General features: G+C 74.6%; 17 protein-coding genes and 1 pseudogene. 10 read left to right on the plus strand and 8 right to left on the minus strand.

From position 1 onward, the window contains the following. The first annotated feature begins 10 nt into the window (after positions 1–10). The 4 genes and pseudogenes from ABD976_RS18255 to ABD976_RS18270 all read left to right on the plus strand — a co-directional run bounded on the left by ABD976_RS18255 (position 11) and on the right by ABD976_RS18270 (position 3691). Positions 11–1700, plus strand: a pseudogene (locus tag ABD976_RS18255) (dihydroxyacetone kinase family protein). Next, positions 1697–2167 (plus strand): ribose-5-phosphate isomerase, encoded by a 471-nt coding sequence (locus ABD976_RS18260; protein ID WP_345364732.1) that lies wholly within the window; start codon positions 1697–1699, stop codon positions 2165–2167. Before ABD976_RS18255 ends, ABD976_RS18260 begins: the two are co-directional and overlap by 4 nt. Before the next feature lie 70 nt (positions 2168–2237). Next, positions 2238–2678, plus strand: a complete 441-nt coding sequence (locus tag ABD976_RS18265; RefSeq protein ID WP_345364734.1) for an NUDIX domain-containing protein — start codon at positions 2238–2240, stop codon at positions 2676–2678. 149 nt (positions 2679–2827) lie between these two features. Further along, positions 2828–3691, plus strand: coding sequence for an LLM class F420-dependent oxidoreductase (locus tag ABD976_RS18270; RefSeq protein WP_345364736.1), 864 nt, complete (start codon positions 2828–2830; stop codon positions 3689–3691). Between the two features lie 109 nt (positions 3692–3800). Here the strand turns inward: ABD976_RS18270 and ABD976_RS18275 are convergent, their stop codons facing one another. After that, entirely contained in the window at positions 3801–4781 is a 981-nt protein-coding gene (locus ABD976_RS18275; RefSeq protein ID WP_345364738.1) for a transketolase family protein, read from the minus strand. Further along, positions 4778–5641 carry a transketolase gene (locus ABD976_RS18280; protein ID WP_345364740.1) on the minus strand — a complete coding sequence of 288 codons (864 nt, stop codon included), beginning with the start codon at positions 5639–5641 and terminating at the stop codon, positions 4778–4780. The genes ABD976_RS18275 and ABD976_RS18280 overlap by 4 nt, the downstream gene beginning before the upstream one ends. 186 nt (positions 5642–5827) lie before the next feature. Between ABD976_RS18280 and ABD976_RS18285 the strand changes: the two genes are divergently transcribed. The 6 genes from ABD976_RS18285 to ABD976_RS18310 all read left to right on the plus strand — a co-directional run bounded on the left by ABD976_RS18285 (position 5828) and on the right by ABD976_RS18310 (position 11694). Continuing rightward, complete coding sequence (locus ABD976_RS18285; protein ID WP_345364742.1) at positions 5828–7327, plus strand: CoA-acylating methylmalonate-semialdehyde dehydrogenase; 1500 nt, start codon at positions 5828–5830, stop codon at positions 7325–7327. A 53-nt stretch (positions 7328–7380) separates the two neighbouring features. Next, positions 7381–8553 (plus strand): acyl-CoA dehydrogenase family protein, encoded by a 1173-nt coding sequence (locus ABD976_RS18290; protein ID WP_345364745.1) that lies wholly within the window; start codon positions 7381–7383, stop codon positions 8551–8553. Positions 8554–8587: 34 nt separating this feature from the next. Next, on the plus strand, positions 8588–9619 hold the full coding sequence (locus ABD976_RS18295) for an enoyl-CoA hydratase/isomerase family protein (protein WP_345364747.1): 1032 nt from the start codon (positions 8588–8590) through the stop codon (positions 9617–9619). 43 nt (positions 9620–9662) lie between these two features. Continuing rightward, positions 9663–10553 (plus strand): 3-hydroxyisobutyrate dehydrogenase, encoded by an 891-nt coding sequence (gene mmsB / locus ABD976_RS18300; protein ID WP_345364749.1) that lies wholly within the window; start codon positions 9663–9665, stop codon positions 10551–10553. Between the two features lie 119 nt (positions 10554–10672). Next, the gene (locus tag ABD976_RS18305; protein ID WP_345364751.1) at positions 10673–10906 is read left to right on the plus strand and encodes a hypothetical protein; all 234 of its coding nucleotides are present in this window, start codon (positions 10673–10675) and stop codon (positions 10904–10906) included. Positions 10907–11325: 419 nt separating this feature from the next. Then, positions 11326–11694, plus strand: a complete 369-nt coding sequence (locus ABD976_RS18310; protein WP_345364753.1) for a barstar family protein — start codon at positions 11326–11328, stop codon at positions 11692–11694. A 3-nt stretch (positions 11695–11697) separates the two neighbouring features. Here ABD976_RS18310 and ABD976_RS18315 read toward each other — a convergent pair whose 3' ends face one another. From ABD976_RS18315 to ABD976_RS18340, 6 genes are all read right to left on the minus strand, one after another. Continuing rightward, positions 11698–12474, minus strand: coding sequence for an enoyl-CoA hydratase-related protein (locus tag ABD976_RS18315; protein ID WP_345364755.1), 777 nt, complete (start codon positions 12472–12474; stop codon positions 11698–11700). Between the two features lie 100 nt (positions 12475–12574). Continuing rightward, positions 12575–14932, minus strand: a complete 2358-nt coding sequence (locus ABD976_RS18320) for an ADP-ribosylglycohydrolase family protein (protein WP_345364757.1) — start codon at positions 14930–14932, stop codon at positions 12575–12577. Between the two features lie 45 nt (positions 14933–14977). Beyond that, on the minus strand, positions 14978–19714 hold the full coding sequence (locus ABD976_RS18325) for a type VII secretion system-associated protein (protein ID WP_345364759.1): 4737 nt from the start codon (positions 19712–19714) through the stop codon (positions 14978–14980). 221 nt (positions 19715–19935) lie between these two features. Continuing rightward, the gene (locus tag ABD976_RS18330; RefSeq protein ID WP_345364761.1) at positions 19936–20172 is read right to left on the minus strand and encodes a hypothetical protein; all 237 of its coding nucleotides are present in this window, start codon (positions 20170–20172) and stop codon (positions 19936–19938) included. A 238-nt stretch (positions 20173–20410) separates the two neighbouring features. Further along, the gene (locus ABD976_RS18335; protein WP_345364763.1) at positions 20411–21172 is read right to left on the minus strand and encodes a sirohydrochlorin chelatase; all 762 of its coding nucleotides are present in this window, start codon (positions 21170–21172) and stop codon (positions 20411–20413) included. Positions 21173–21177: 5 nt separating this feature from the next. Next, positions 21178–22521: a sulfate adenylyltransferase subunit 1 gene (locus ABD976_RS18340; RefSeq protein WP_345364765.1), complete on the minus strand. Its 1344-nt coding sequence runs from the start codon at positions 22519–22521 to the stop codon at positions 21178–21180. Positions 22522–22527: the final 6 nt, after the last annotated feature.

A 22527-nucleotide genomic window follows, 5' to 3' on the forward strand; every position in this document is an offset into this window, starting at 1 on the left:
GAAGGCGAGCATGACACGGCTGTTCAACGATCCGGCGGCGTTCACCGAGGACGCCCCTGGACGGCTTCTGCGAGCTGCACGCCCGCAGCGCGGCCCGGGTGGACGGCGGCGTGGTCCGCGCCGCGCCCGGCCCGGAGGGCAAGGTGGCGGTGGTCGTCGGCGGCGGCTCCGGGCACTACCCGGCGTTCGCCGGGCTGGTCGGCCCCGGGTTCTGCGACGGCGCCGTGGTGGGCAACGTGTTCACCTCGCCGTCGGCGCAGCAGGCCGTCGAGGTGGCGCGGGCGGCCGACCTCGGCGGCGGTGTGCTGTTCAGCTTCGGCAACTACGCCGGGGACACCATGAACTTCGGCATCGCGCAGGAGCGGCTGCGGGCCGAGGGGATCGACTGCCGCACCGTGGTGGTGACCGACGACATCGCCTCCGCCCCACCGGAACGCGCCGAGCAGCGGCGCGGCATCGCCGGTGACCTGGTGGTGTTCAAGGTGGCCGCCGCGGCGGCCGAGGAGGGCGCCGACCTCGACGAGGTGGAACGCCTGGCCCGGCTGGCCAACGAGCGCACCCGCACCCTCGGCATCGCCTTCGCCGGGTGCACGCTGCCCGGCCAGGACACCCCGCTGTTCACCGTCCCCGACGGGAAGATGGGGCTGGGACTGGGCATCCACGGCGAACCCGGGGTGTCCGATGTGGACCTCGGCAGCGCCGAGGAGGTGGCCGACGTCCTCGTCGACGGCGTGCTCGCCGAGGCGCCGAGCCGGGGCGGCCGGGTCGGCGCGGTGCTCAACGGGCTCGGCGGCACCAAGTACGAGGAGCTGTTCGTGGTGTGGTCCCGGGTCGCGCGGCGGCTGCGGGAGGCCGGGTGCGAGGTCGTCGACCCGGAGGTCGGCGAACTGGTCACCAGCCTGGACATGGCGGGCATCTCGCTGACCCTGGTGTGGCTGGACGAGGACCTGGAGCGGTGCTGGCGGGCCCCCGTCGACGCGCCCGCCTTCCGCAAGGGCGCCCCGCCCGCCCCGGGCGCCGAACCCGCCCGGCAGCGGCGCGGAACCGCCCGGCGGCAGCGGAGCTGGGAGGCGACCGAGGAGTCCCGGGCGAGCGCGGCGGTGGCCGTCGACGTGCTCGACGCGGTCCGCCGGGCCATCGCCGACGCCGAGGAGGAGCTCGGCCGGATCGACGCCGTCGCGGCCGACGGCGACCACGGGCGCGGCATGGTCCGCGGCACCGGTGCGGCGCTGGAAGCCGCCTCGGCCGCGCTGGCCGCCGGGGCCGGCGCGGGATCGGTGCTGGCCGAGGCCGGGGACGCCTGGGCGGCGAAGGCGGGCGGCACCTCCGGGGTGCTGTGGGGGACCGGCCTGCGCGCCGCTGGGGAGCGCCTCGGGGACACCGCCGCGCCCACCCCGGCGAGCGGGGCCGCGGCGGTCGAGGCGTTCGCCGAGGCGATCCGGCGCACCGGCGGGGCCGAGGTCGGGGACAAGACGATGGTCGACGCCCTCGTCCCGTTCACCCGCGCCCTCACCGCCGGGCGCCGCTGGTCGGCGGCCGCCGCCGAGGCGCGCCAGGCCGCCGAGGACACCGCCGCGCTCACGCCCAAGCGCGGACGCGCCCGGCCGCTGGCCGAGCGCAGCGCCGGGACGCCCGACGCCGGGGCGGTCTCGTTCGCGCTGATCGTGGAAACCATCGCCGCTGGACTGGAGGAGAAGTGAGCGACGCACCGCTGCGCATCGTGGTCGGGGCCGACGACGCGGGCCTGGCCTACAAGGAAGCGCTCAAGGCCGACCTGGCCGCCGACCCCCGGGTCGCCTCGGTCGCCGACGTCGGGGTGACCGACGGCGAGACCACCCCGTACCCGGACGTCGCGGTGGCCGCCGCCGAGCAGGTCGCGCGCGGCGAGGCCGATCGGGCGCTGCTCGTCTGCGGCACCGGCCTCGGCGTGGCGATCAGCGCGAACAAGGTCAAGGGCGTCCGCGCGGTCACCGCGCACGACAGCTACTCGGTGGCGCGCTCGGTGCTGAGCAACGACGCCCAAGTGCTCGCCCTCGGTCAGCGGGTGATCGGCCTGGAGCTGGCCCGCACCCTGGTGCGCGAGTGGCTGGCGCACCGCTTCGACCCGGAGTCGGCCTCGGCGGCGAAGGTCGCGGGGCTCACCGCCTACGAGAACCGCACGCGGTAGCCGCCTCCCGCGTCGGCTCGCGGCTCCGGCGGCGGCCGGTACGGTGGGGCGACCGGGAGGGGTGTGGTCGATGCGTCCGGTCGAGATCGCCGAGCTGGACCGCCAGGCCGACGCGGACGGCATCGGGCAGCAGATCGTGGCGGCCGTCGTCGAGGTCGGCGGGCGGGTGCTGCTGCTGCGCCGCCCCGCGGGCGAGTTCCGGGGCGGCGAGTGGGAGTTCCCCGGCGGCAAGGTCGACCCGGGCGAGGAGCTGATCCCCGCGCTGCACCGCGAGGTCGACGAGGAGACCGGCTACCGGATCGAGCGGATCACCGACTACCTCGGCTCCTTCGACTACACCACCCGCAGCGGGACGAGGCACCGCCAGCACACCTGGTCGGTCCAGGTCATCCCGGCCGGGGACATCCGGCTCACCGAGCACGACGCCTACGCCTGGATCTCGGCGGGCGACGAACCGCCGCTGTCCGGCGAGCTCGCCGCGATCCTCGACGCGCACTTCCGGACCCGCTGAGCGGCTCCGGCAGCGAGGCGCCGTCGCGGCGGCCGACGACGCCGCCGATCCCCGCGCGGGCGGGCGAGCCGCTCCGGCGGCGCTTCGTTGCCGGGTCCTGGGCGCTGGGCCATCCTGGGGGCACCGGATCAGGCGACAGGAGGATTCGCATGGCGCTCGGACTCGGCAGGATCGGTCTCTGGATCGCCGAGGCGTTCTGGGACCCGGGCCGCTCCGACCACCGCGAGGCGGCGGCGCAGATCCAGGAGCTCGGCTTCGGCACGCTGTGGTTGGGCAACGCCCACGGCGGGCTCGCCACCGCGGAGGGCCTGCTCGACGCCACCGAGCGGCTGGTGGTGGGCACCAGCATCGTCAACGTCTGGCTGTACCCGCCGGCCGACGTCGCCGCCGCCTACCAGCGGGTCGACCGGTCCCGCCCGGGGCGGCTGCTGGTCGGGCTGGGGAGCAGCCACGCCCCGCTGGTCGAGCAGCACGGGCACAGCTACCGCAAGCCGCTGACCAAGGTGCGCTCCTACCTCGACGAGCTCGACGCCCTGCCGGTGCCGCTGCCGCACCACGCCCGGGCGCTGGCGGCGCTCGGGCCGAAGACGCTGGAGGTCGCCGGGCAGCGGACGGCGGGTGCGCTGCCGTACCTGGTCACCCCGGAGCACACCGCCCAGGCGCGGCAGATCCTCGGCCGGGGACCGCTGCTGGCCCCGGAGCAGAAGGTGGTGCTGGAGACCGATCCGGACGAGGCCCGGCGCATCGCGCGCGAAGGCGTGGCGGTCTACCTCGGACTGCCGAACTACGCGAACAACCTGCGGCGGCTGGGCTTCACCGATGCCGACCTCGCCGACGGGGGCAGCGACCGCCTGATCGACGCCGTGGTCGCCTGGGGCGACCAGGACGCGGTGCTGCGGCGGGTGCGCGAGCACTTCGACGCCGGCGCCGAGCACGTCGCGGTCCAGGTCCTCACCGGTTCCGACGACCTGGCCCGCGAACAATGGAGCGAACTGGCCCCGGCCCTCCTCTGACGCCACCCGTTCGTGAACTGAGTGAGGGGCACCCTTGCCCAACATACTTGGACAAGGGTGCCCCTCACTCATGACGAGAACGGGTGGTGGTTACCCGGGCGGGTGACGGTCAGGACAGTTCGTGCAGGACGCGTTCGACGACCTTGTCGGTGGACAGGCCGTAGCGGTCGTGGAGGGTCGGCAGGGCGCCCGCGGCCAGGAACTCGTCCGGCAGTCCGATGGGGACCAGCGAGCGGGGCTTGCCGCCGGTGACCAGCGCGGTGGCCACCGCGTCGGCCAGCCCGCCGACTACCGAGTGGTTCTCCAGCGTGACCAGCAGCCGGTCGGTGTCGGCCGCGCGCAGCACGGTCCCGGCGTCGAACGGCTTGATGGTCGGGCAGTGCACCACCGAGACGTCGACGTGGTGGCGGGCCAGCTCCTCGGCGGCGGCCAGCGCGCGCATGGTCATCAGGCCGCTGGAGACCAGCACGACGTCGCGCCCGGGCCGCAGCTCGGCGGCCTTGCCCAGCTCGAAGCGGTAGTCGTACTCGTCGAGGATCGTGGCCACCTTGCCGCGCAGCAGCCGCAGGTAGGTCGGGCCGGGGTGCGCGGCGAGCTGCGGCACCGCCTGCTCGATGTCCACCGAGTCGCACGGGTCCACGATGGTCAGACCCGGCACGCCGCGCAGCAGCGAGACGTCCTCGGTGGCCTGGTGGCTGGGGCCGTAGCCGGTGGTGAGCCCGGGCAGCCCGCCGATCACGTTGACGTTGAGCCCGGGTTCGGCGATGTCCAGGCACAGGAAGTCGTAGGCGCGGCGGGTGGCGAACACCGAGTAGGTGGCCGCGAACGGGACCAGCCCGACCTCGGCCATCCCGGCCGCCGCGCCCAGCAGGTGCTGCTCGGCCATCCCGACCTGGAAGTACCGCTCCGGGTGGGCCTGGGCGAAGAGGTGCATGTCGGTGTACTTGCCGAGGTCGGCGGTCAGCCCGACGACCTCGGGCCGCTGCTCCGCCAAGGCGGCCAGGGCGTGCCCGAACGGAGCGGGCGTGGTCCGCATGCCCTCGTCCACGAACGAGGCGATCATCGCGGAGGTGGTCAGGCGGCGGGTCATCGGTCGTTCACCTCGTCGAGCTGGTCGCGGCAGAGCTGCCACTCGTGTTCCTCGATGCGCATGAAGTGCGCCTTCTCCCGGGTCTCCAGCAGCGGCGCGCCGCGTCCGATCCGGGTGTCGCAGAGCAGCACCCCCGGCTGGTCCGCCGGGGCCGCCGCCAGCTCCTCGAAGCCGCGCAGCAGCGCGGGCACGTCGTTGCCGTCCACCCGCACCGGGTACCAGCCGAAGGCCCGCCACTTGTCGACGACGGGTTCGGCGGACAGCACGGTGCCGGTCGGCCCGTCGGCCTGCAGGCCGTTGAGGTCCACGATCGCGGTGAGGTTGCCGAGCCGGTGGTGCGCGGCGCCCATCGCGGCTTCCCAGGTCGAGCCCTCGTTCAGCTCGCCATCGGAGAGCAGGTCGTACACCTGCGCCGGGTTGCCCTGGTGGCGCAGGCCCAGCGCCATCCCGGTGGCCACGGTCAGCCCGTGCCCGAGCGAGCCGCCGGAGATCTCCATCCCGGGCGTGTAGGAGGCCATCCCGGACATCGGCAGCCTGCTGCCGTCGGCGCCGTAGGTCTCCAGCTCCGCGACGTCGAGCGTGCCCGCCTCGGCCAGCGCGGCGTAGAGCGCGATGGCGTAGTGGCCGATGGAGAGCAGGAACCGGTCGCGGCCGGGCCACTCGGGGTCGTCGGCCCGGTACCGCAGGCGGTCCCGGTAGACGACGGCGAGCAGGTCGGCCACGCCCAGCGCCTGCCCGACGTAGCCCTGCCCCTGGGCTTCGCCCATGTTCAGGATGTGGTGCCGCATCCGGTGCGCGGCCTGTCGCGCGGTGTCCACCCGTTCGTCGAACGAACTCGGTGCCGCGTGCGGTGCAGCCATCGAGGACGCCTCCTTCCGTGATCCTGCGGAGCAGCTTTGTTGACTGTCGACAGTCGGTCAAACCGCTGAACCGGTGATGTGATGGGGAACACCCTGTTGCGAATGGCTGAATCTCGGGAATGATCGGAGCCCCGAAGGTTTGTCCTCCTAGTAAAATCCACGGCGGTACGGCGGAGGGTGCGCGGTATGACCAACGAGCTCGGACACTTCATCGGCGGCAAGCGGGTGCCCGGCACCTCGGGCGCGTTCGGCGACGTCTTCGACCCCAACACCGGTCAGGTGCAGGCGCGGGTCCCGCTGGCCTCCTCCGCCGAGGTCGTCTCGGCGGTGACCGGCGCCGCGGAGGCGCAGCGGGACTGGGCCGCGCAGAACCCGCAGAAGCGCGCCCGGGTGCTGATGCGGTTCCTGCAACTGGTCAACGACGAGATGGACGAGCTGGCCCGGCTGCTCTCCGCCGAGCACGGCAAGACGCTGCCCGACGCCAAGGGCGACATCCAGCGCGGCCTGGAGGTCGTGGAGTTCGCCGTCGGCATCCCGCACCTGCTCAAGGGCGAGTACAGCGACAACGTCGGCACCGGGATCGACGTCTACTCGATGCGCCAGCCGCTCGGCGTCGTCGCGGGCATCACGCCGTTCAACTTCCCCGCGATGATCCCGCTGTGGCAGGCCGCGCCCGCCATCGCCTGCGGCAACGCCTTCGTCCTCAAGCCGTCCGAGCGCGACCCCTCGGTGCCGCTGCGGCTGGCCGAGCTGTTCGTCGAGGCCGGGCTGCCGCCGGGCGTGTTCAACGTCGTCAACGGCGACAAGACCGCGGTCGACGCGCTGCTGACCGAACCGCGCGTCGAGGCGGTCGGCTTCGTCGGCTCCTCCGACATCGCGCAGTACATCTACTCGACCGCCGCCGACCACGGCAAGCGCGCGCAGTGCTTCGGCGGCGCCAAGAACCACCTGGTCGTGCTGCCCGACGCCGACCTCGACCAGGCGGTCGAGGCGCTCATCGGCGCCGGTTACGGCTCGGCGGGGGAGCGCTGCATGGCGATCTCGGTCGCCGTCCCGGTCGGCGAGGCCACCGCCGACGCGCTCGTCGCCAAGCTCGCCGAGCGGGTCCGCGGCCTGCGCATCGGCACCAGCTTCGACGCCGAGGCCGACTTCGGGCCGCTGGTCACCCGGCAGGCCTGGGAGCGGGTGCGCGACCTCGTCGGGGTCGGCGTCGAAGAAGGCGCCGAACTGCTCGTCGACGGCCGGGACTTCCGGCTCGACGGGCACGAGGACGGCTTCTTCACCGGCGCCTCGCTGTTCGACCGGGTCACCACCGACATGCGGATCTACCGCGAGGAGATCTTCGGGCCGGTGCTGTCGGTGGTGCGCGCCGCCGACTTCGAGGAGGCGGTCCGGCTGCCCAGCGAGCACGAGTACGGCAACGGCGTCGCGATCTTCACCCGCGACGGGGACGCCGCGCGGGAGTTCACCTCGCGGGTGAACACCGGCATGGTCGGCGTCAACGTGCCGATCCCGGTGCCCATCGCCTACCACACCTTCGGGGGCTGGAAGCGCTCCGGATTCGGCGACCTCAACCAGCACGGGCCGGACTCGGTCCGCTTCTACACCAAGACCAAGACGGTGACCTCGCGCTGGCCCTCCGGGCTGAAGGAGAGCGCCAGCTTCACCATCCCGACGATGCACTGATCCGGCGCCGGGCGGCCCGGAACCGCCCACCGCGCCGGCGGAAGGGAGTGGAGATGTCCGTTGCGGCAGTAGCAGGGCCCACGTCGCCGTTCGAGCTGACCGAGGACCAGCGCGACCTCCAGCGGACCGCCCGCGAGTTCGCCGCCGAGCGGCTCGCGCCGGACGCGGTGCGGTGGGACCAGGACAAGCACTTCCCGGTCGAGGTGATCCGCGAGGCGGGTCAGCTCGGCATCGGCGGCGTCTACGTCGACGAGCGCTTCGGCGGCAGCGGGCTCAGCCGGTTCGAGTCGGTGCTCATCTTCGAGGCGCTGGCCACCGGTGACCCGTCGATCGCGGCGTACCTGTCGATCCACAACATGTGCGCCGGGATGATCGACCGCTTCGGCTCCGACGAGCAGCGGGCGCGCTGGCTGCCGTCGCTGTGCGCGACCGAGCGGCTGGCCAGCTACTGCCTCACCGAACCGGAGGCCGGCTCGGACGCGGCGGCGCTGCGCACCAAGGCGGTCCGGGACGGCGACGAGTACGTGCTCACCGGGGTCAAGCAGTTCATCTCCGGCGGCGGCTCCTCCGACGTCTACGTGGTGATGGCGCGCACCGGCGAGGAGGGCGCCGCGGGCATCTCCACCTTCGTCGTGGACGGCGCCGCCGAGGGGCTGTCCTTCGGCGCCAACGAGCGCAAGATGGGCTGGAACGCCCAGCCCACCCGGCAGGTCACCTTCGACGGCGTGCGGGTCGGTGCCGACCAGCGCCTCGGCGAGGAGGGCATCGGGTTCAAGATCGCGATGGCCGGGCTGGACGGCGGACGGCTCAGCATCGCCGCGTGCTCGCTCGGCGGCGCGCAGGCGGCGCTGGACAAGAGCCTGGGCTACGTGCGGGAGCGCAGCGCCTTCGGCAGCAAGATCGGCGAGTTCCAGGCCCTGCGGTTCAAGCTGGCCGACATGGCCACCGAGCTCGAAGCGGCCCGGCTGCTGCTGTGGCGGGCCGCCTGGGCGCTGGACGTGCGCGACCCGGCCGCGACCCGGCTGTGCGCGATGGCCAAGCGGCTGGCCACCGACGCGGGTTTCGCGGTGGCCAACGAGGCCCTTCAGATCCACGGTGGTTACGGATACCTTGCCGAGTACGGCTTGGAGAAGATCGTCCGCGACCTGCGGGTGCATCAGATCCTGGAAGGTACCAACGAGATCATGCGGATGATCATCTCCCGCGGTCTGCTGGAGGCGCCGTGACCGCGGCGGTCGTCCGCGACGAGGAGTCGGCATCATGACGGAGCCCGAGATCCTGCTGGACGAGCAGGGCGCGCTCGGACGCATCACCCTCAACCGCCCCAAGGCGCTCAACTCCCTGACGCTGGGCATGGTCCGGTCGATGGCCGAGGCCCTGGAGCGGTGGCGCGACGCCGGGCACATCACCGCGGTGCTGATCGACGGGGCGGGGGACCGCGGGCTGTGCGCCGGGGGCGACGTCCGCGCGCTGCACGACGCCGCCGCGGCCGGGGACGAATCGCTGCCCGCGACGTTCTGGGCCGAGGAGTACCGGCTCAACAGCGCGCTGGCGAACTACCCCAAGCCCGTCGTCGGCCTGATGGACGGCATCTGCATGGGCGGCGGCGTCGGGATCACCGCGCACGGCTCGCACCGGGTGGTCACGGAGCGCTCCCGGATCGGGATGCCCGAGGTGGGCATCGGGTTCGTGCCCGACGTCGGCGGCACCTACCTGCTGTCCCGCGCGCCCGGCGAGCTGGGCACCCACCTCGCGCTGAGCGCGGCGCCGATCACCGGTGCCGACGCGATCCAGGCCGGGATGGCCGACCACCACGTGCCGAGCTCCGAGCTGCCCGCGCTCGTCGAGGCGCTGGCCACCGGGGACGTCGACGCCGCGCTGGCCAAGTACGCCACGCCGCCGCCCGATTCGGACCTGGCGGTGCACCGGGACTGGATCGACGCCGCGTACTCGGCCGACTCGGTCGAGCAGGTCCTGGAGCGGCTGCGGTACCGCCCGGAGGAAGCCGCGCACGCCGCCGCCGAGGTCATCGGCGCCAAGTCGCCGACCGCGCTGAAGGTCGCGCTGCGCTCGTTGCGGACGGACTTCGGCTCGCTGGAGGACGCGCTGCGCCAGGAGTTCCGGGTGTCGATGGCGTGCGTGCGCATCGGCGACTTCGTGGAGGGCGTCCGCGCCACGCTGGTCGACAAGGACCACCGGCCCCGGTGGTCGCCGCCCGAGCTCGCCGCGGTCGACGACGCCCGGGTGGCGGAGTTCTTCGCGCCGCGCCCGGACGGGGAACTGGTGCTGTAGGCCGGTCGCCGGTCGGCGACGGAGGTACCGAGGAGGAGTGACGATGGCTGTCATCGGATTCATCGGGCTGGGGCACATGGGCGGCCCGATGTCGGCGAACCTGGTCCGGGCCGGCCACCGGGTGCGGGGCTTCGACCTGGCTCCGGCGGCGCTGGAGGCTGCCGCGGGCCACGGGGTCGAGGTGGTGCCCTCGGTGACCGAGGCGGTGCGCGGCGCCGAGGCGGTGATCACCATGCTCCCCGGCGGCGGGCACCTGCTGGAATGCCTCGACGAGGTGCTCACCGCCGCCGAACCGGGCGCGCTGCTGATCGACTCCTCCACCGTCGACGTCGCCGACGCGCGGCAGGCGCACGAGAAGGCCGCCGCCGCGGGCTTCGGCATGATCGACGCCCCGGTCTCCGGCGGCACCGCCGGGGCCGAGGCGGGCACCCTCACGTTCATGGTCGGCGGCGCCGAGGAGGACTTCCGGCGCAGCGAGGCGGTGCTGGAGCCGATGGCCCGCAAGGTCGTGCACTGCGGCGGGGCGGGCAACGGCCAGGTCACCAAGATGTGCAACAACCTCATCCTGGGCGCCTCGATGATCGCCGTCGGCGAGGCGTTCGTGCTCGGCGAGCGGTTGGGCCTGCCGCCGGAGGCGCTCTACGACGTGGCCTCGGTCTCCACCGGCCAGTGCTGGGCGCTGACCACCAACTGCCCGGTGCCGGGGCTGGTGGAGACCAGCCGGGCCAACCACGACTACGAACCCGGTTTCGCCGCGGCGCTGATGCTCAAGGACCTCAAGCTGGCCGCCTCGGCCGCGGAGCAGAGCGGCACCGACACCGCCGTCGGGCGGCTGGCCACCGAGCTCTACCAGCGGTTCAACGACGAGGGCGGCGGGTCGCTGGACTTCGGCGCGATCATCGGCTCGATCCGGGAGCGCTCGGGCACCGTCTGATACCTCTCACCCAGAAGCGTGATGCGTCCGCGCGGTCCGGTGTTGTGCGCACGCGCTGTGACCACGTTGGGGTCAGGCCGCCGTCGCGGGCCGCTGAACCGGGCGTACTCTGACGCTCTGTGTTGGCATGGCTGGTCGAGTGGTGGGACGGCGTCGAGCTCTGGCTCGTGCAGCTCCCCTACGTGCTGCAGGTGACCCTCGCGTTCGCGGTCCTGGTCCCGCTGGCCTGGGTGCTCGCGCGGGTCATCGATCGCGGCATCGACGGCCTGGGCGCGCGGCTCACCCGGGTCCGCGACGCGGAACCGCCGGTCCGCCGGGACGGTTCCGCCGGGCGGAAGGGGACCGCGGCGTGAGCTCGCGCAAGCGCATCTCGGTGGCGCTCGTGGGCCTCATCGCCCTCGTCGTCATCGGGTGGTTCGTCCGCGACTACGCCGGAAGCGGGACTTCCGAGCACTCGGCGCCGGGGGCTGTGGAATTCCGGCTTCCAGTGCGTAACCTGGCGGAGTTGCCTCCGGAGGCGGACCGGGCCTCGGCCCCGCCGGGCCGCTCGCCCCTGCCTCCGGGCGACTCGCGGCCGGGCTCGTCGAGCCACGACCGCGCGGTGCCGGTGCCGGGCCCCGCCGCGGCGGGGAGCGCGGCGGTCGGCCACCGCGAACAGGTCCGAGCTTTGCCACAACAACGATCATGACGGATCATTCGTCGTTGTCGACGCCGATGGTTGAGTGCGATGTTTGCTACGAAGTGGGCCAGCAAGGTGGGGAAGGAGCCGGCGGTGAGCGAGGTGGAACAGCCCTCCGCTGACGTGACGACCCGCCAGGCCGTTGCCGAAGCGGAGCAGCGGGGTGCGGCCGTGCACGTCGTCGACGGCGCGGAACTGGTCAACAAGCGGACGACCCTCGAGGGGATCGCGGCGGCCATGAACTTCCCGGAGTGGACCGGCCGCAACCTCGACGCCCTCTACGACTGCCTGACCGACCTGTCGTGGCTGCCCGAGGGCGAGCACGTGCTGGTCTGGAGCGGGCACGCGGCGCTGGCGAAGAACGACCCGAAGGCCTTCCGGGGCATCCAGGCCGTTCTCCGCGACGCGTCGCTGAACAGCATGTGCGGGCGGAACTTCAGCGCCGTGCTGGCCCGCGACTGACGCTCAGCGGAGCCGCTCGGGCACCCAGGAGGGCTTGCGCTTCTCGGCGAAGGCGCGCATCCCCTCCTGGCCTTCCGCGCCCGCGAACCGTTCGGCGGACAGCCGCTGCATCGCCTCGAACCCGGCGCCCACGTCGGTCGGCCGCTCGGCGAGCAGCAGTTCCTTGGCGGCGGCCAGCGCGCCGGGGGCGCCCAGCGCCAGCATGTCGGTGTAGCGGGTCACCTCGGCGTCCAGCTCGGCGGCGGGCACCGCGGCGTTGAGCAGCCCGATCCGCACCGCGCGCGGCGCGTCGAAGGTCTCCCCGGTGAGGAACAGCTCGTGCGCCTGGCGGGGGGTCAGCCGGGGCAGCACCGGGATCGAGATCACCGCGGGCACCACCCCGATGCGCACCTCGGAGAAGGCGAACGTGGCGGTGTCGGCGGCCACCGCGAGGTCGCAGGCCGCGACCATGCCGACCCCGCCCGCGCGGGCCGGTCCGGCGAGCTTGGCGACCACCGGCTTCGGGCTGTGCCAGAGCCGTTCCAGGATGGCCGGGAGCTCCTGCACCCCCTGCTCCTCGGAGCCCGCCGAGCGCGATTCCTTGAGGTCCATCCCGGCGCAGAACACCGGACCGGTGTGGTCCAGCACGAGCACCCGCGCCGCCTCGTCGTCGATCGCGGCGGTGAGGTGGTCGAGCAGCTCGCGGCGGAGCTGGGCGGACAGGGCGTTGCGGTTGTGCGGGGAGTCCAGGGTGATGGTGGCGATGCCGCCGTCGGTGCTGCGGTGCACGAGTTCAGCCATGCCAGCACGCTAACCCGGACGTGAACCCGACGACCCCACCTCCGCACCGAACCGGCTCCCACCCGTCCAGGTGAAGCAGCGTGCGAACGGGCGGGTGGGGTCAGGTCGGGGGGTAGCGGTCGGCCCAGTCCGGGGGGCGGGGGCCGAACTCGAGGACGGCGTCGTGGGCGAGCCGCTCGACCACCTCGTTCAGCTCCAGGTCGGCGATCCAGCGCTCCGGGATGCGGTCCGCGCCGGTGGTCGCGCCGAGCAGGCAGCCGCAGACGGCGCCGGTGGTGGCGCTGTTGCCGGAGTGGTTGACCGCCACGGCGAGCCCGGCGTCCAGGTCGCCCTCGGCGACCAGCGCCGCGTGCACCCCGATGCCCAGCGCCTCGGCGGCCGTCCAGCCGGTGCCGAGGGCGCGGTTGAGCTCCTCCGGGGGCAGCGGGGTGCCCTTCGACAGCCGCATCGCGGTGAGCAGCCTGCGGCTGACCTCGTCGTGGCCGGAATGCCGGGTGAGCTGCTCCAGCACCTCGTCCACCGCCGCGGTCAGCTCCACCCCGTGCACCAGCCGGGCGACCAGGAACGCCAGCGCCCCGCCGCTGAGGTAGGCGCTCGGGTGGCCGTGGGTCAGCGCCGCGGTGGCCATCCCGACCTCGAACACCTCGGCCGGATCACCGCTCCACAGCGCGGCGGGGGCGGTCCGCAGCACGGCGCCGCTGTCCTCGGCGTCGCTGACCGGGTCCTCCGGCGTGCCCCTCGACTGCTGGCCCTTGGCGAAGGCGATGAGGGTGCGCATCATGGTGCGCCCCGGGTTGCGGGTCTGGAACAGCGCGCGCTGCTCGACCAGCCACCCGTCGGGAGCCGGTGCGTCGGCGAGGAACTCGCCCGCGGCGCGCGGCCAGCTCAGGTGCTGGGTGTGCAGCCAGCGCTGGTAGGCGTGCTGGAGGTGGCGGGTCGGGTCGATCGCCCCGGCGCTGCGCCGCCGCACGTTCGCCCGGATCGTGCCCTCCAGGGAGAACAGCAGCAGTTGGGTGTCGCTGCCGAGTCGCCCGGACGGGTGGCCGGCCGGGACGTAGTCGGTGACGCCGCCGGTGCCGTGCCGGGACCGGATCTCCTCCCAGTTGTCGCCCGCGACCGGCATCCCCAGCGCTTCGCCGATGGCCGCGCCCAGCACGCCCCCGACGAACCGGTCCCGGGAGGCGGCCAGCCGGGGCACCGCGGCCAGCCCGGTGCGGTAGGCCGCGGCGGGCCGGTGCGGGTCGGCGAGGTCGGAGGTGGGGTAGCGCCGTTCCCAGTCGTCGGACTCGTCGGGGTACGGGCCGAACTCGGTGGCGGCGTCCTCGGCGATGCGCTCCACCAGGCCGGTGATCGGCAGCGCGGTGCGCCACCGCTCCGGGACGGCGGTCGGACCGTGCAGCGCGCCGAGCAGCAGCCCGCACAGCATCGCCGAGGACGCCGTGTCCCCGCCGTGCCGGGCGGCCGCCCGCACCGCGGTCGCGAAGTCCGGTGCCGCCAGGGCGCAGCGGACCGCGATGGCCAGCGCGTCCAGCCCGCTGCGGCCGAGGGCCATCGCGTCCAGCTCGGCCGGTCCCGGCGCGAACCCGGCCGGGCTGGCCTCGCCGAGGCCGCGGGCGCGGGCGAGCTTCGGGCGTCCCGGCGGCCACGCCGCCATCCCGTGCGCCACCGCCTGCTCCAGCGGACGTCCGCGCAGCAGCCAGTGGGCCAGGACGCCGACGACCCCGGCCGGGTCGTGCCCGTCCGGGTGGCCGTGGGTCAGCGCGGCGAGGTCACCGCCCAGCGCGAACACCGTCTCGGGGTCGGCGGACCACAGCGCGGCCAGCGCGCCCAGCGGCACGGCGGTGGCGCTGTCGGCGGAGTTGAGGGGTTCCGCGCGGGTGCCCCCCGGGTGCCCGCCGGTGATCCGGCCGAGCGCGAGCAGCATCGTCGGCTCGTCGGTGAGCCGCGAGCGCAGCGCGCGTTCGGCGAGCAGCCAGCCGTTCGGCGCCCCGGTGCCGGTGCAGTCGCGCCACGGCACCCCGCGCGAGCGCAGCCAGCGGCGCAGCCCGGACACCGCGCCGCGGAGCGGGTCGCCGTCGCCGGCGGACCGGGCGCGGGTGTGCGCCCGGAGCAGCCCCTCCAGGACGAACAGCAGCGCGCTGGTGCGGTGGCCGACCCGGCCGAGCGCGGTGAACTCGCCGACCGCGCCGCCCAGCAGCATCCCCAGCACCCGGCTCGGCGCGTCGAGCAGCAGGCCGTCCGGTCCGGCCAGCCCGGTGGCGGGCAGCGGCGCGTCCGGATCGGCGGCGAGCCGCTGCTGCAACGCGGCTCCCCACGGCGGGCGGGTGGCCGGTTCGGCCCGCCACCGCCGCCAGACCGCCAGCAGCTCCCGCTCGACGGGGTCGCGCCGGGCAGCCGCCCGCCAGGCGGCGAGCAAGGCGCGTTCGGTGTCGTCCAACCGGTCACCGGCTCCGCTCATGTCGTCCACGGTCCTGCGATCCCAGGGGTGCGGTCCGAGGGGCTGTCATCCGAGGTAACGCCCGGCCCACTCCGGTGGTTCCCGATCGGTGACGACCTCGGTGCGGGCGCGGAGCAGGTCCGCGACCAGTTCGTCGAGCACCGGGCGCAGTTCCAGGCCCGCCGACAGCTCCGCCGGGATGTCCCCCGCCCCGCGCGCGGCGCCCAGCAGCGCACCGCAGATCGCCGCGGTGGCGGCGCTGTTGCCGGAGTGGGTGGCGGCCAGCGAGACCGCGTCGAGGAACGAGTTGGGGTGCGACAGCGCCGCGGCGACGGCGATGGCCAGCGCCTCGGGGGCGCTCCAGCCCAGCCCGAGCTCCTCCAGCGCGGTCGGTGACAGCGGACCGGACCCGGCCCGCTCCAGCGCCGAGCGCAACCCCTCCGCGGTGGTGCTGGCCCCCTCCAACTGGTCCAGTTCGGCGAGCACGGTGCGCACGCTCTCGGCCAGCGTGCGGCCGTCGTCCAGCGCGGCGATCAGCCCCGCCAGCGCCCCCGCCGGCAGGTAGCCGTCCGGGTGGCCGTGGGTGACCACCGCCATCTCGGCGCCGAAGCCGATCGCCTGCGCCGGGTCGGCGGCGGCGAAGCCCAGCACCGGACCCCGCACCGTCGCGGCGACGGTGCGCGCGGCGTTGGGCGGGTTGGCCGGCGTCGGGGCGTCGCGCCGGTCCGCCCAGCGGGCCAGCGCGCTCAGCGTGGTCTCGTCCGGGAAGCGCTGGGCGCGCAGCACGTCCCGCTCGGCCAGCGGCGCGCGCCGCGCGGGCTCGGCGGGCACGCCCTGGGTGTGCAGCCAGTGCTGCAACGAGGTGAGCACCATCGACGGGTGGTGCGCCGGGACGCCGCGCAGCGCGGTGCGCAGCACGGCCCGGATCATCGCCTCCAGGACGAAGGCGCCCTGCTGGGACAGCGAGGTCGCGGTGCCGCGCCGCCCGAAGAACTCGGCGTACTCCCGCACGCCCTCGGGGTTGGCCCGCAGCACGGCGCGCAGGTCGGAGAACATCCACGGCCCGCCGAGCGCGTCGCCGACGGCGGCGCCCAGCACGCACCCGGTGAACCGCTCCTGGCGGTCCAGCCGCACCTGCTCCTCCGCGGGGAGACCGGCGCCCTGGACCTCGTCGGCCGCCGCCTCGCCGAGCAGCTGCGCCGCCCGGTCCTCGCCGAACGCCTCGACGAGGAGCTTGTTCAGGCCCTGGCTCAGCTCGGCGGAGGTGCCCTCCTCGCCGTCGCGGAACTTCCGCCACGCCGCCAGCAGCCGCACCTCCTCGTCGGACAGGCCCTCGTCGGGATCGTCCGCGACGTCGGCGGGCACCGGCCGGGCGACCGCTCCCGCCGGGGCGGGCTCCGGCTCGGCGGGCTCCGGCACCGCGGCTTCCGGCACCGCGGCGGGCGCGGGGGCGGGTTCCGGCACCGGGGCTTCCGGCACCGCGGCGGGCGCGGGGGCGGGTTCCGGCACCGCGGCTTCCGACATCGCGGCTTCCGGCATCGCGGCGGGCTCGGGCATCGCTGCGGCTTCCGCGACGGCGGCGGGCTCGGACACCGGTTCGGGAGCCGGTTCCGGCTGCTCCGGCTCGGCTTCGCCGACCGGGTAGCGCTCCCACCACTCCGGCGTCGTCGGCGGGTTCGGGCCGAACTCCTCGACGGCGTCCCGGGCGAGCTCCTCGATGACCTCGCGCAGTTCCAGCCCGTCGCGCCACGGCTGCGGGATCGCCTCCGGCATCAGCGCGGCGCCCATGATGTTGCCGCAGATCGCGGCGCTGGAGTCGCTGTCGCCGGAGTGGTTGGCGGCCAGCAGCACCGCATCGGCGAAGGAGTCCGGGCGGGCCAGCGCGGCGCACACCGCGATCCCCAGCGCCTGCTCGCCGAACCAGCCCTCGCCGAGCCGCTCGTGCAGCTCCTCCGGGGTCGGCGCACCGCTGGTGGCCAGGTCGACGGCCGCGCGCAGCGCCGCGGTGGTCTCCTCGTGGCCGTCCCAGGACGACAGCTCGCCGAGCGCCCGGTCCACCGCCTCCGGCAGCGACCGGTCCGCGACGAGCTGCTGGACGATCACCGCGAGCGCGCCGGCGGGCAGGTAGCCGCTGGGGTGGCCGTGGGTGAGCACCGCCGTGAGGGAGCCGACCTGGAAGACCGTGGCGGGGTCGTCGGACCACAACCCGGCCGGGGCGGCGCGCATCACGCCGCCGCAGCTCTTGGAGTCGTTGAGCCGGTGGGTGAACGAGCCGCGCGGGGTGCCGGTGGCGTAGCCGTGCAGCGCCTGGATGCAGGTCTTGCCCGGAGCGCGGCGGACGAACAGGCCCTTGCACCGGATCAACCAGCCGTCCGGCGGGGTCGCGGCCAGCGGCCCGCCCGCGTCCCGCCAGTCGAAGCCCTGGGTGTGCAGCCAGCGCTGGTAGGCGTGCTGCACCTGGGTCCCGGGCTCGTGCTCGCCGAAGCGGCGCCGCCGGATGCTGGCCCGGATCAGCCCTTCCAGCGTGAACAGCGTCATCTGGGTGTCGTCGCTGATCGAGCCGCCGGGCCGGGCCGCGTCGACGAAGTCGGCGAGCCCGTCGGGACCGTGCTTGCGCCGGATTGCCGCCAGGTCGTCGTCCTCGATGGGGTAGCCCAGCGCGTCGCCCACCGCGCCGCCGAGCAGGAAGCCGTGGATGCGCCGGGCGCGCACCCGGGCGGGGTCGAGCTGGTCCTCGCCGATCGGCTCACCGACGAGCGCCTCGGCCTCGGGCGCCTCCTCGACGGGCTCCGGCTCGACCGGTGCGGGCGCGGGCTCGGCGGGTTCGGCCTCGACGGGCTCCGGCCCCGGTTCGGCCGGTGCGGGTTCGGCGGCGTCCGCGGGCGCCGGGTCCTCGGCGGGTTCGGTCGGCTCGACGGTGATCGCGGCGGTCACGTCCGCCTCGGCCGGCTCGGGCGGGTCCGCTGCGGCGGAGGCGAGCGGCGGGGCCGAGGTGAAGTCGATCTCCGAGCGGTCCTGCTCGGCGGGGTAGCGCCGCGCCCACGCCTCGTCGGCGGGCGGGTTCGGGCCGAACTCCCGCAGCGCGTCGGCGGCCAGCGCCTCGATCAGCTCGCGCTGGCCCAGGTCGCGCAGCCACACGCCGGGCAGCGCGGAAACGCCGTGCAGCGCACCGGCGAGGGCACCGCAGATCGCGCCGGTCGAGTCGCTGTCGCCGGAGTGGTTGACCGCCAGCATCACCGCGGCGGCGACGCTGTCGGTGGACAGCACCGCGCACACCGCGATCGCCAGCGCCTCGTGCCCGGCCCAGCCGCCGCCGAGGGCGTCCTTGAGCCGTTCCGGGCTGGGCTTGCCCTCGGCCGCCAGCTCCTCGGCCCGGGTCAGCGCCAGGTCGGTGTCCTCGTGGTCCCGGTAGCGGCGCAGCACCTGCCGGGTCTCGGCGAGCGCCACCGGCAGCGCGTCGCCGCGCAGCAGCCCCCGCACGAGCACCGCCTGCGCCCCCGCGGGCAGGTAGGCGTTGGGCGCCGAACTGGTCAGCGCGGCGATCGCGGCGGCCAGCTCGAAGACCTCGCCGGGGTCGTCCGACCACAGCGCCACCGGCGCCGCGCGCACCACGCCGGAGTTGTCCGGGGACTCGTTGATCGGCCGCTCCAGGGTGCCGGGGGCGCCGACCGCCGCGAACTCGCGGAGCGCGGTGATGCAGGTGCTGTTGGGCGAGCGGACCGCGAACAGCTCGCGCTCGCCGATCAGCCACCCGGTCGGCTCCGGGTTGGTCTCGGCGAACGGTCCGGCGACCCGGCTCCAGCCGTAGCCCTGGGTGTGCAGCCAGCGCTGGTAGGCGTGCTGCACCGCGGGCAGCGGGGACGGCGCCCCGTCGCGGACCGCGCGGTGCCCGCGGATCAGCCCCTCGACGGTGAACGCGAGGAGCTGGGTGTCGTCGGTGAACTCGCCGGGGTGCTCGTGGCCGCGGTCGTACTCGGTGACGCCGTTCGCGCCGTGGCGACCGCGGATCTGGTCCACCGGGTAGAACTCGACCGGAGCGCCGAGGGCGTCGCCGATCGCGGCGGCCAGCAGCGCCCCGGTGAACCGGCGACCGAGTTCGGTGTCGGCGGGCCCCGGGGCGCCGGACCGCGCGGGCTCCTCGGGCGCGGGAGCGGGTTCGGGCGCCGGTTCCGGCTGGCGGACCACCGGGACGCCGGTGGCCGGCGAGGACGGCGGCGGTGCCTTCGGCGGGATCGAGGCGGCGGCCTTGACCAGGTCCTCACCGGGCAGCCGGGCCTTGACCGGACTGGTCGGGTTGATCTGCACGTCGGTCCCGGCGAGGTTCAGCCCGGCCAGCGCGCGCCCGGTCATCCGCTGCCAGGTGGTCCAGTTCGGCGGCAGGAAGCCGTCGGAGGTGAACACCTGGAGCTGCTTGCGGCCGGACTCGTGGTCCATCACGAACAGCCCGGAACCCTGGGGCTGGGCGAACAGCACCAACTCCGCTTCCAGCAGCGCGGCGAGCAGCGCCTGGCCCTGGGCGTAGCCGGTGGTGGTGAGCTGCAGCGCGCGCTCCACGTCGTTGGTGGGCGCGGGCAGGCGCAGCGCGACCGGCGAGGGCCGGTAGTTCGGGTTCGGCGAGAAGTCGTCGGTGATCTCGCCGTGCTCGTCCACCCGGTAACCGCCGATGAAGCCCCACGGCGGCACCTCGGCGTTCGGGTCCGTGAATATCGGGTCGACCACGTACAGCCAGGTGTTCGGCTGCTTGACGGCCTGCTCCCGCATGGCCGGCGTGATGACCGGTCGACTCGGCTGCTGCGTGTTCATCTCGCGCTGTTGTCCCCGACTTCTCATCCAGCCTTGCATTGAACGCCCTCACCCCGGCGGTCACTCGGTAGAGCGGGCCTGACGGGTTCGACGTTGACAGAGGGAGGTCGGTTCCCCGGCCCTACGCTGGAATTGCACTCTCTCATGACCACCCCGAGTGAGTCTCGGGGTTCAGCAACAACACGCAACGTGATCAGTGCTTGCCGGGTGCGGCTCGCTCCTCAGCCGGTGTTGCCGGAGATCGTCGCCGTCACCAGGCACGTCGTGCACGGCATCCCGGCGGGGCCTTCGAGCGCCTCGGCCACCCCGGGCGCGATGTGGAAACCGCAGTAGGCGCGCAGGCTCTCCGGCAAGGGCCCGCCGCCCGCCGGGAGCGGGAAGAAGTGGCAGGACTTGTCCTGCTCGTTGCGCGCGTACTCCGGGAGTACGCGCGCGATCAGGTGCGGTTGTCCGCTCATCGGTGCCGCCGATCTCCGTGTGCCCTCGGAAAGTCGGGGCCGGCAGCGACCCGGGTGTCGGGGGACCCGGGCCGCTCCCGGTCTTCGGGTGTGTCAGCTCACACGCGGTACATCATGCCCCGGGGGCCCGGGGATGACGAAGGGTTGGCGTGTTTGCGCAACGCCGCGCGGGTTTTCCGCGCGATGCCGCGAGAACTATCCCAGAAGCGGTGCGCGCCCCCGCACCCGAGCCGCCGTTCTACAGCGCCTGCGGCAGCAGCGCGGGCGCCCCGAGCTCCGCCACCTCGGCGTAGCGGTGCAGCACCAGCTCGGCGACCTCGGGATCGTCGGCCATCGGCGCCGCGATCAGCGGGTCGGCGACGTGCCGCCGGGCCTGCTCGACGATCCGGTCCGGCAACAGCCCGGGCGCCAGGAACCACGCCCCGATCGCGAACCGGCGGGCGCCGGCCGCGCGCAACCGGGCCAGCGCCGCGGGCACGTCGGGCTCGGCCGCCGCGGCGAACGCGGCCACCGCGCCCGCCCACCGGGTACCGGCCCGCCACCGGGCGGCCACGTCGTCGACCAGCCGGTTGGCCGGGGCGTGCGACGACCCGGCCCCGGCCAGTACCACGCCGAGCTCCGGGTCGTCGGCCTCGGCCCCGGCGGCCACCAGCCGCCGCCACGCCGCCCGGTCCAGCCGCGGGTCCGGCCCGAGCACGTCGGCCACCCGCACGTCGAACCGGGGGAACCGCCGCGCCGCCTCGGTGATCGCCGCCGGGACGTCGACCCGGGCGTGGAAGGCGCGGCCGAGCAGCAACGGGACCACCACGGCCCGGTCGTGGCCGTCCTGGTGCACCCCGGCGAGCACGTCGCCGAGCCGGGGCGCCGAGAGGTCCAGGAACGCGGTGCGCACGTCGAGGTCCGGCCGGGACGCCCGCACCACGTCCATCAGGGCGTGGACGGTCCCGGCCGACCGCGGGTCGCGGCTGCCGTGCGCGACCGCCACCAGCGGGGCGGACACGGCCGTCACCCCGCGGCTGCGGCGAACGGCGCCAGCGGTACCCCGATCAGCCCGGCGGCCAGCGTCGTCCCGTCCGAGGGGTCGACCACCAGGAACGAGCCGGTGCGGCGGCTCGCGGCGTAGTCGTCCACCGGCAGCGGTTCGGACGTGCGCAGGCGCACCCGGCCGATCTCGTTGAGCGCCAGCGAATCCGGGGCCGCCACGCTGGACAGCGCCTGCTCGTCGAAGCGGGCGGTCAGCTCCTCGACCAGCGCCTGCACCGTGCGGGTGCCGTGCTTGACCAGCACCTTCGACCCCGGGCCGAGCGGCTTCTCGGCCAACCAGCAGACCGTGGCGTCGAGCTCGTCGGTGACCCGCGGCGCGTCCGCGGCGGCGGCGATGAGGTCGCCGCGCGCGATGTCGAAGTCGTCCTCCAGCAGCAGCGTGACCGAACGCCCGGCGGCGGCGCGCGGGGCCGGGCCGTCCGGGGTGTCCACCTTCGCGACCCGGGTGCGCAGCCCCGCGGGCAGCACCACGACCTCCTCGCCCGCGGTGACCACCCCGGCCGCGACCTGCCCCGCGTAACCCCGGTAGTCGGGGTGCTCGGCGGTGCGCGGGCGGATCACGTACTGCACCGGCATCCGGAACGGCACGTCCTCCGGGTCTGGCGCCACCGGCACCTGCTCCAGGTGCTCCAGCAGCGACGGGCCGGTGTACCAGGGCATCCGCGCCGAGCGCTCCACCACGTTGTCGCCGAGCAGCGCGGACACCGGGATGGTCAGCACCGCGTCCTCGGCGTAGCCCAGGGCCGCCGCGTGGGTCCGGAACTCCGCGGCGATGCGGTCGTAGACCGACTCGTCGAAGTCCACCATGTCGATCTTGTTCACGGCCAGCACCAGGCGCGGCACGCCCAGCAGGGCGAGCACCGCGGCGTGCCTGCGGGTCTGCTCCACGACGCCGTTGCGGGCGTCGACCAGCAGCACCGCGAGCTGCGCGGTGGAGGCCCCGGTGACGGTGTTGCGGGTGTACTGCACGTGACCGGGCGTGTCGGCCAGCACGAACGTCCGCCGGGGGGTGGCGAAGTACCGGTACGCCACGTCGATGGTGATGCCCTGCTCGCGCTCCGCCCGGAGCCCGTCGACGAGCAGCGAGAGGTCCGGGGTCGCCAGGCCGCGGTCCGCGCTGGCGCGGTGCACCGCGTCGAGCTGGTCGGCCAGCACCGACTTGGTGTCGTGCAGCAGCCGGCCGACCAAGGTGCTCTTGCCGTCGTCGACGGATCCGGCGGTCGCCAGCCGCAGCAGGTCGGTCTGAGCGGGCAGCGTCACCTCGGTACCGGAGTCCGGCGCCGTGCGGGTGGTCGTCTCGGTCATTGCGGA

The sequence above is a fragment of the Saccharopolyspora cebuensis genome (assembly GCF_039542665.1).
Classification (GTDB): Bacteria; Actinomycetota; Actinomycetes; order Mycobacteriales; family Pseudonocardiaceae; genus Saccharopolyspora; species Saccharopolyspora cebuensis.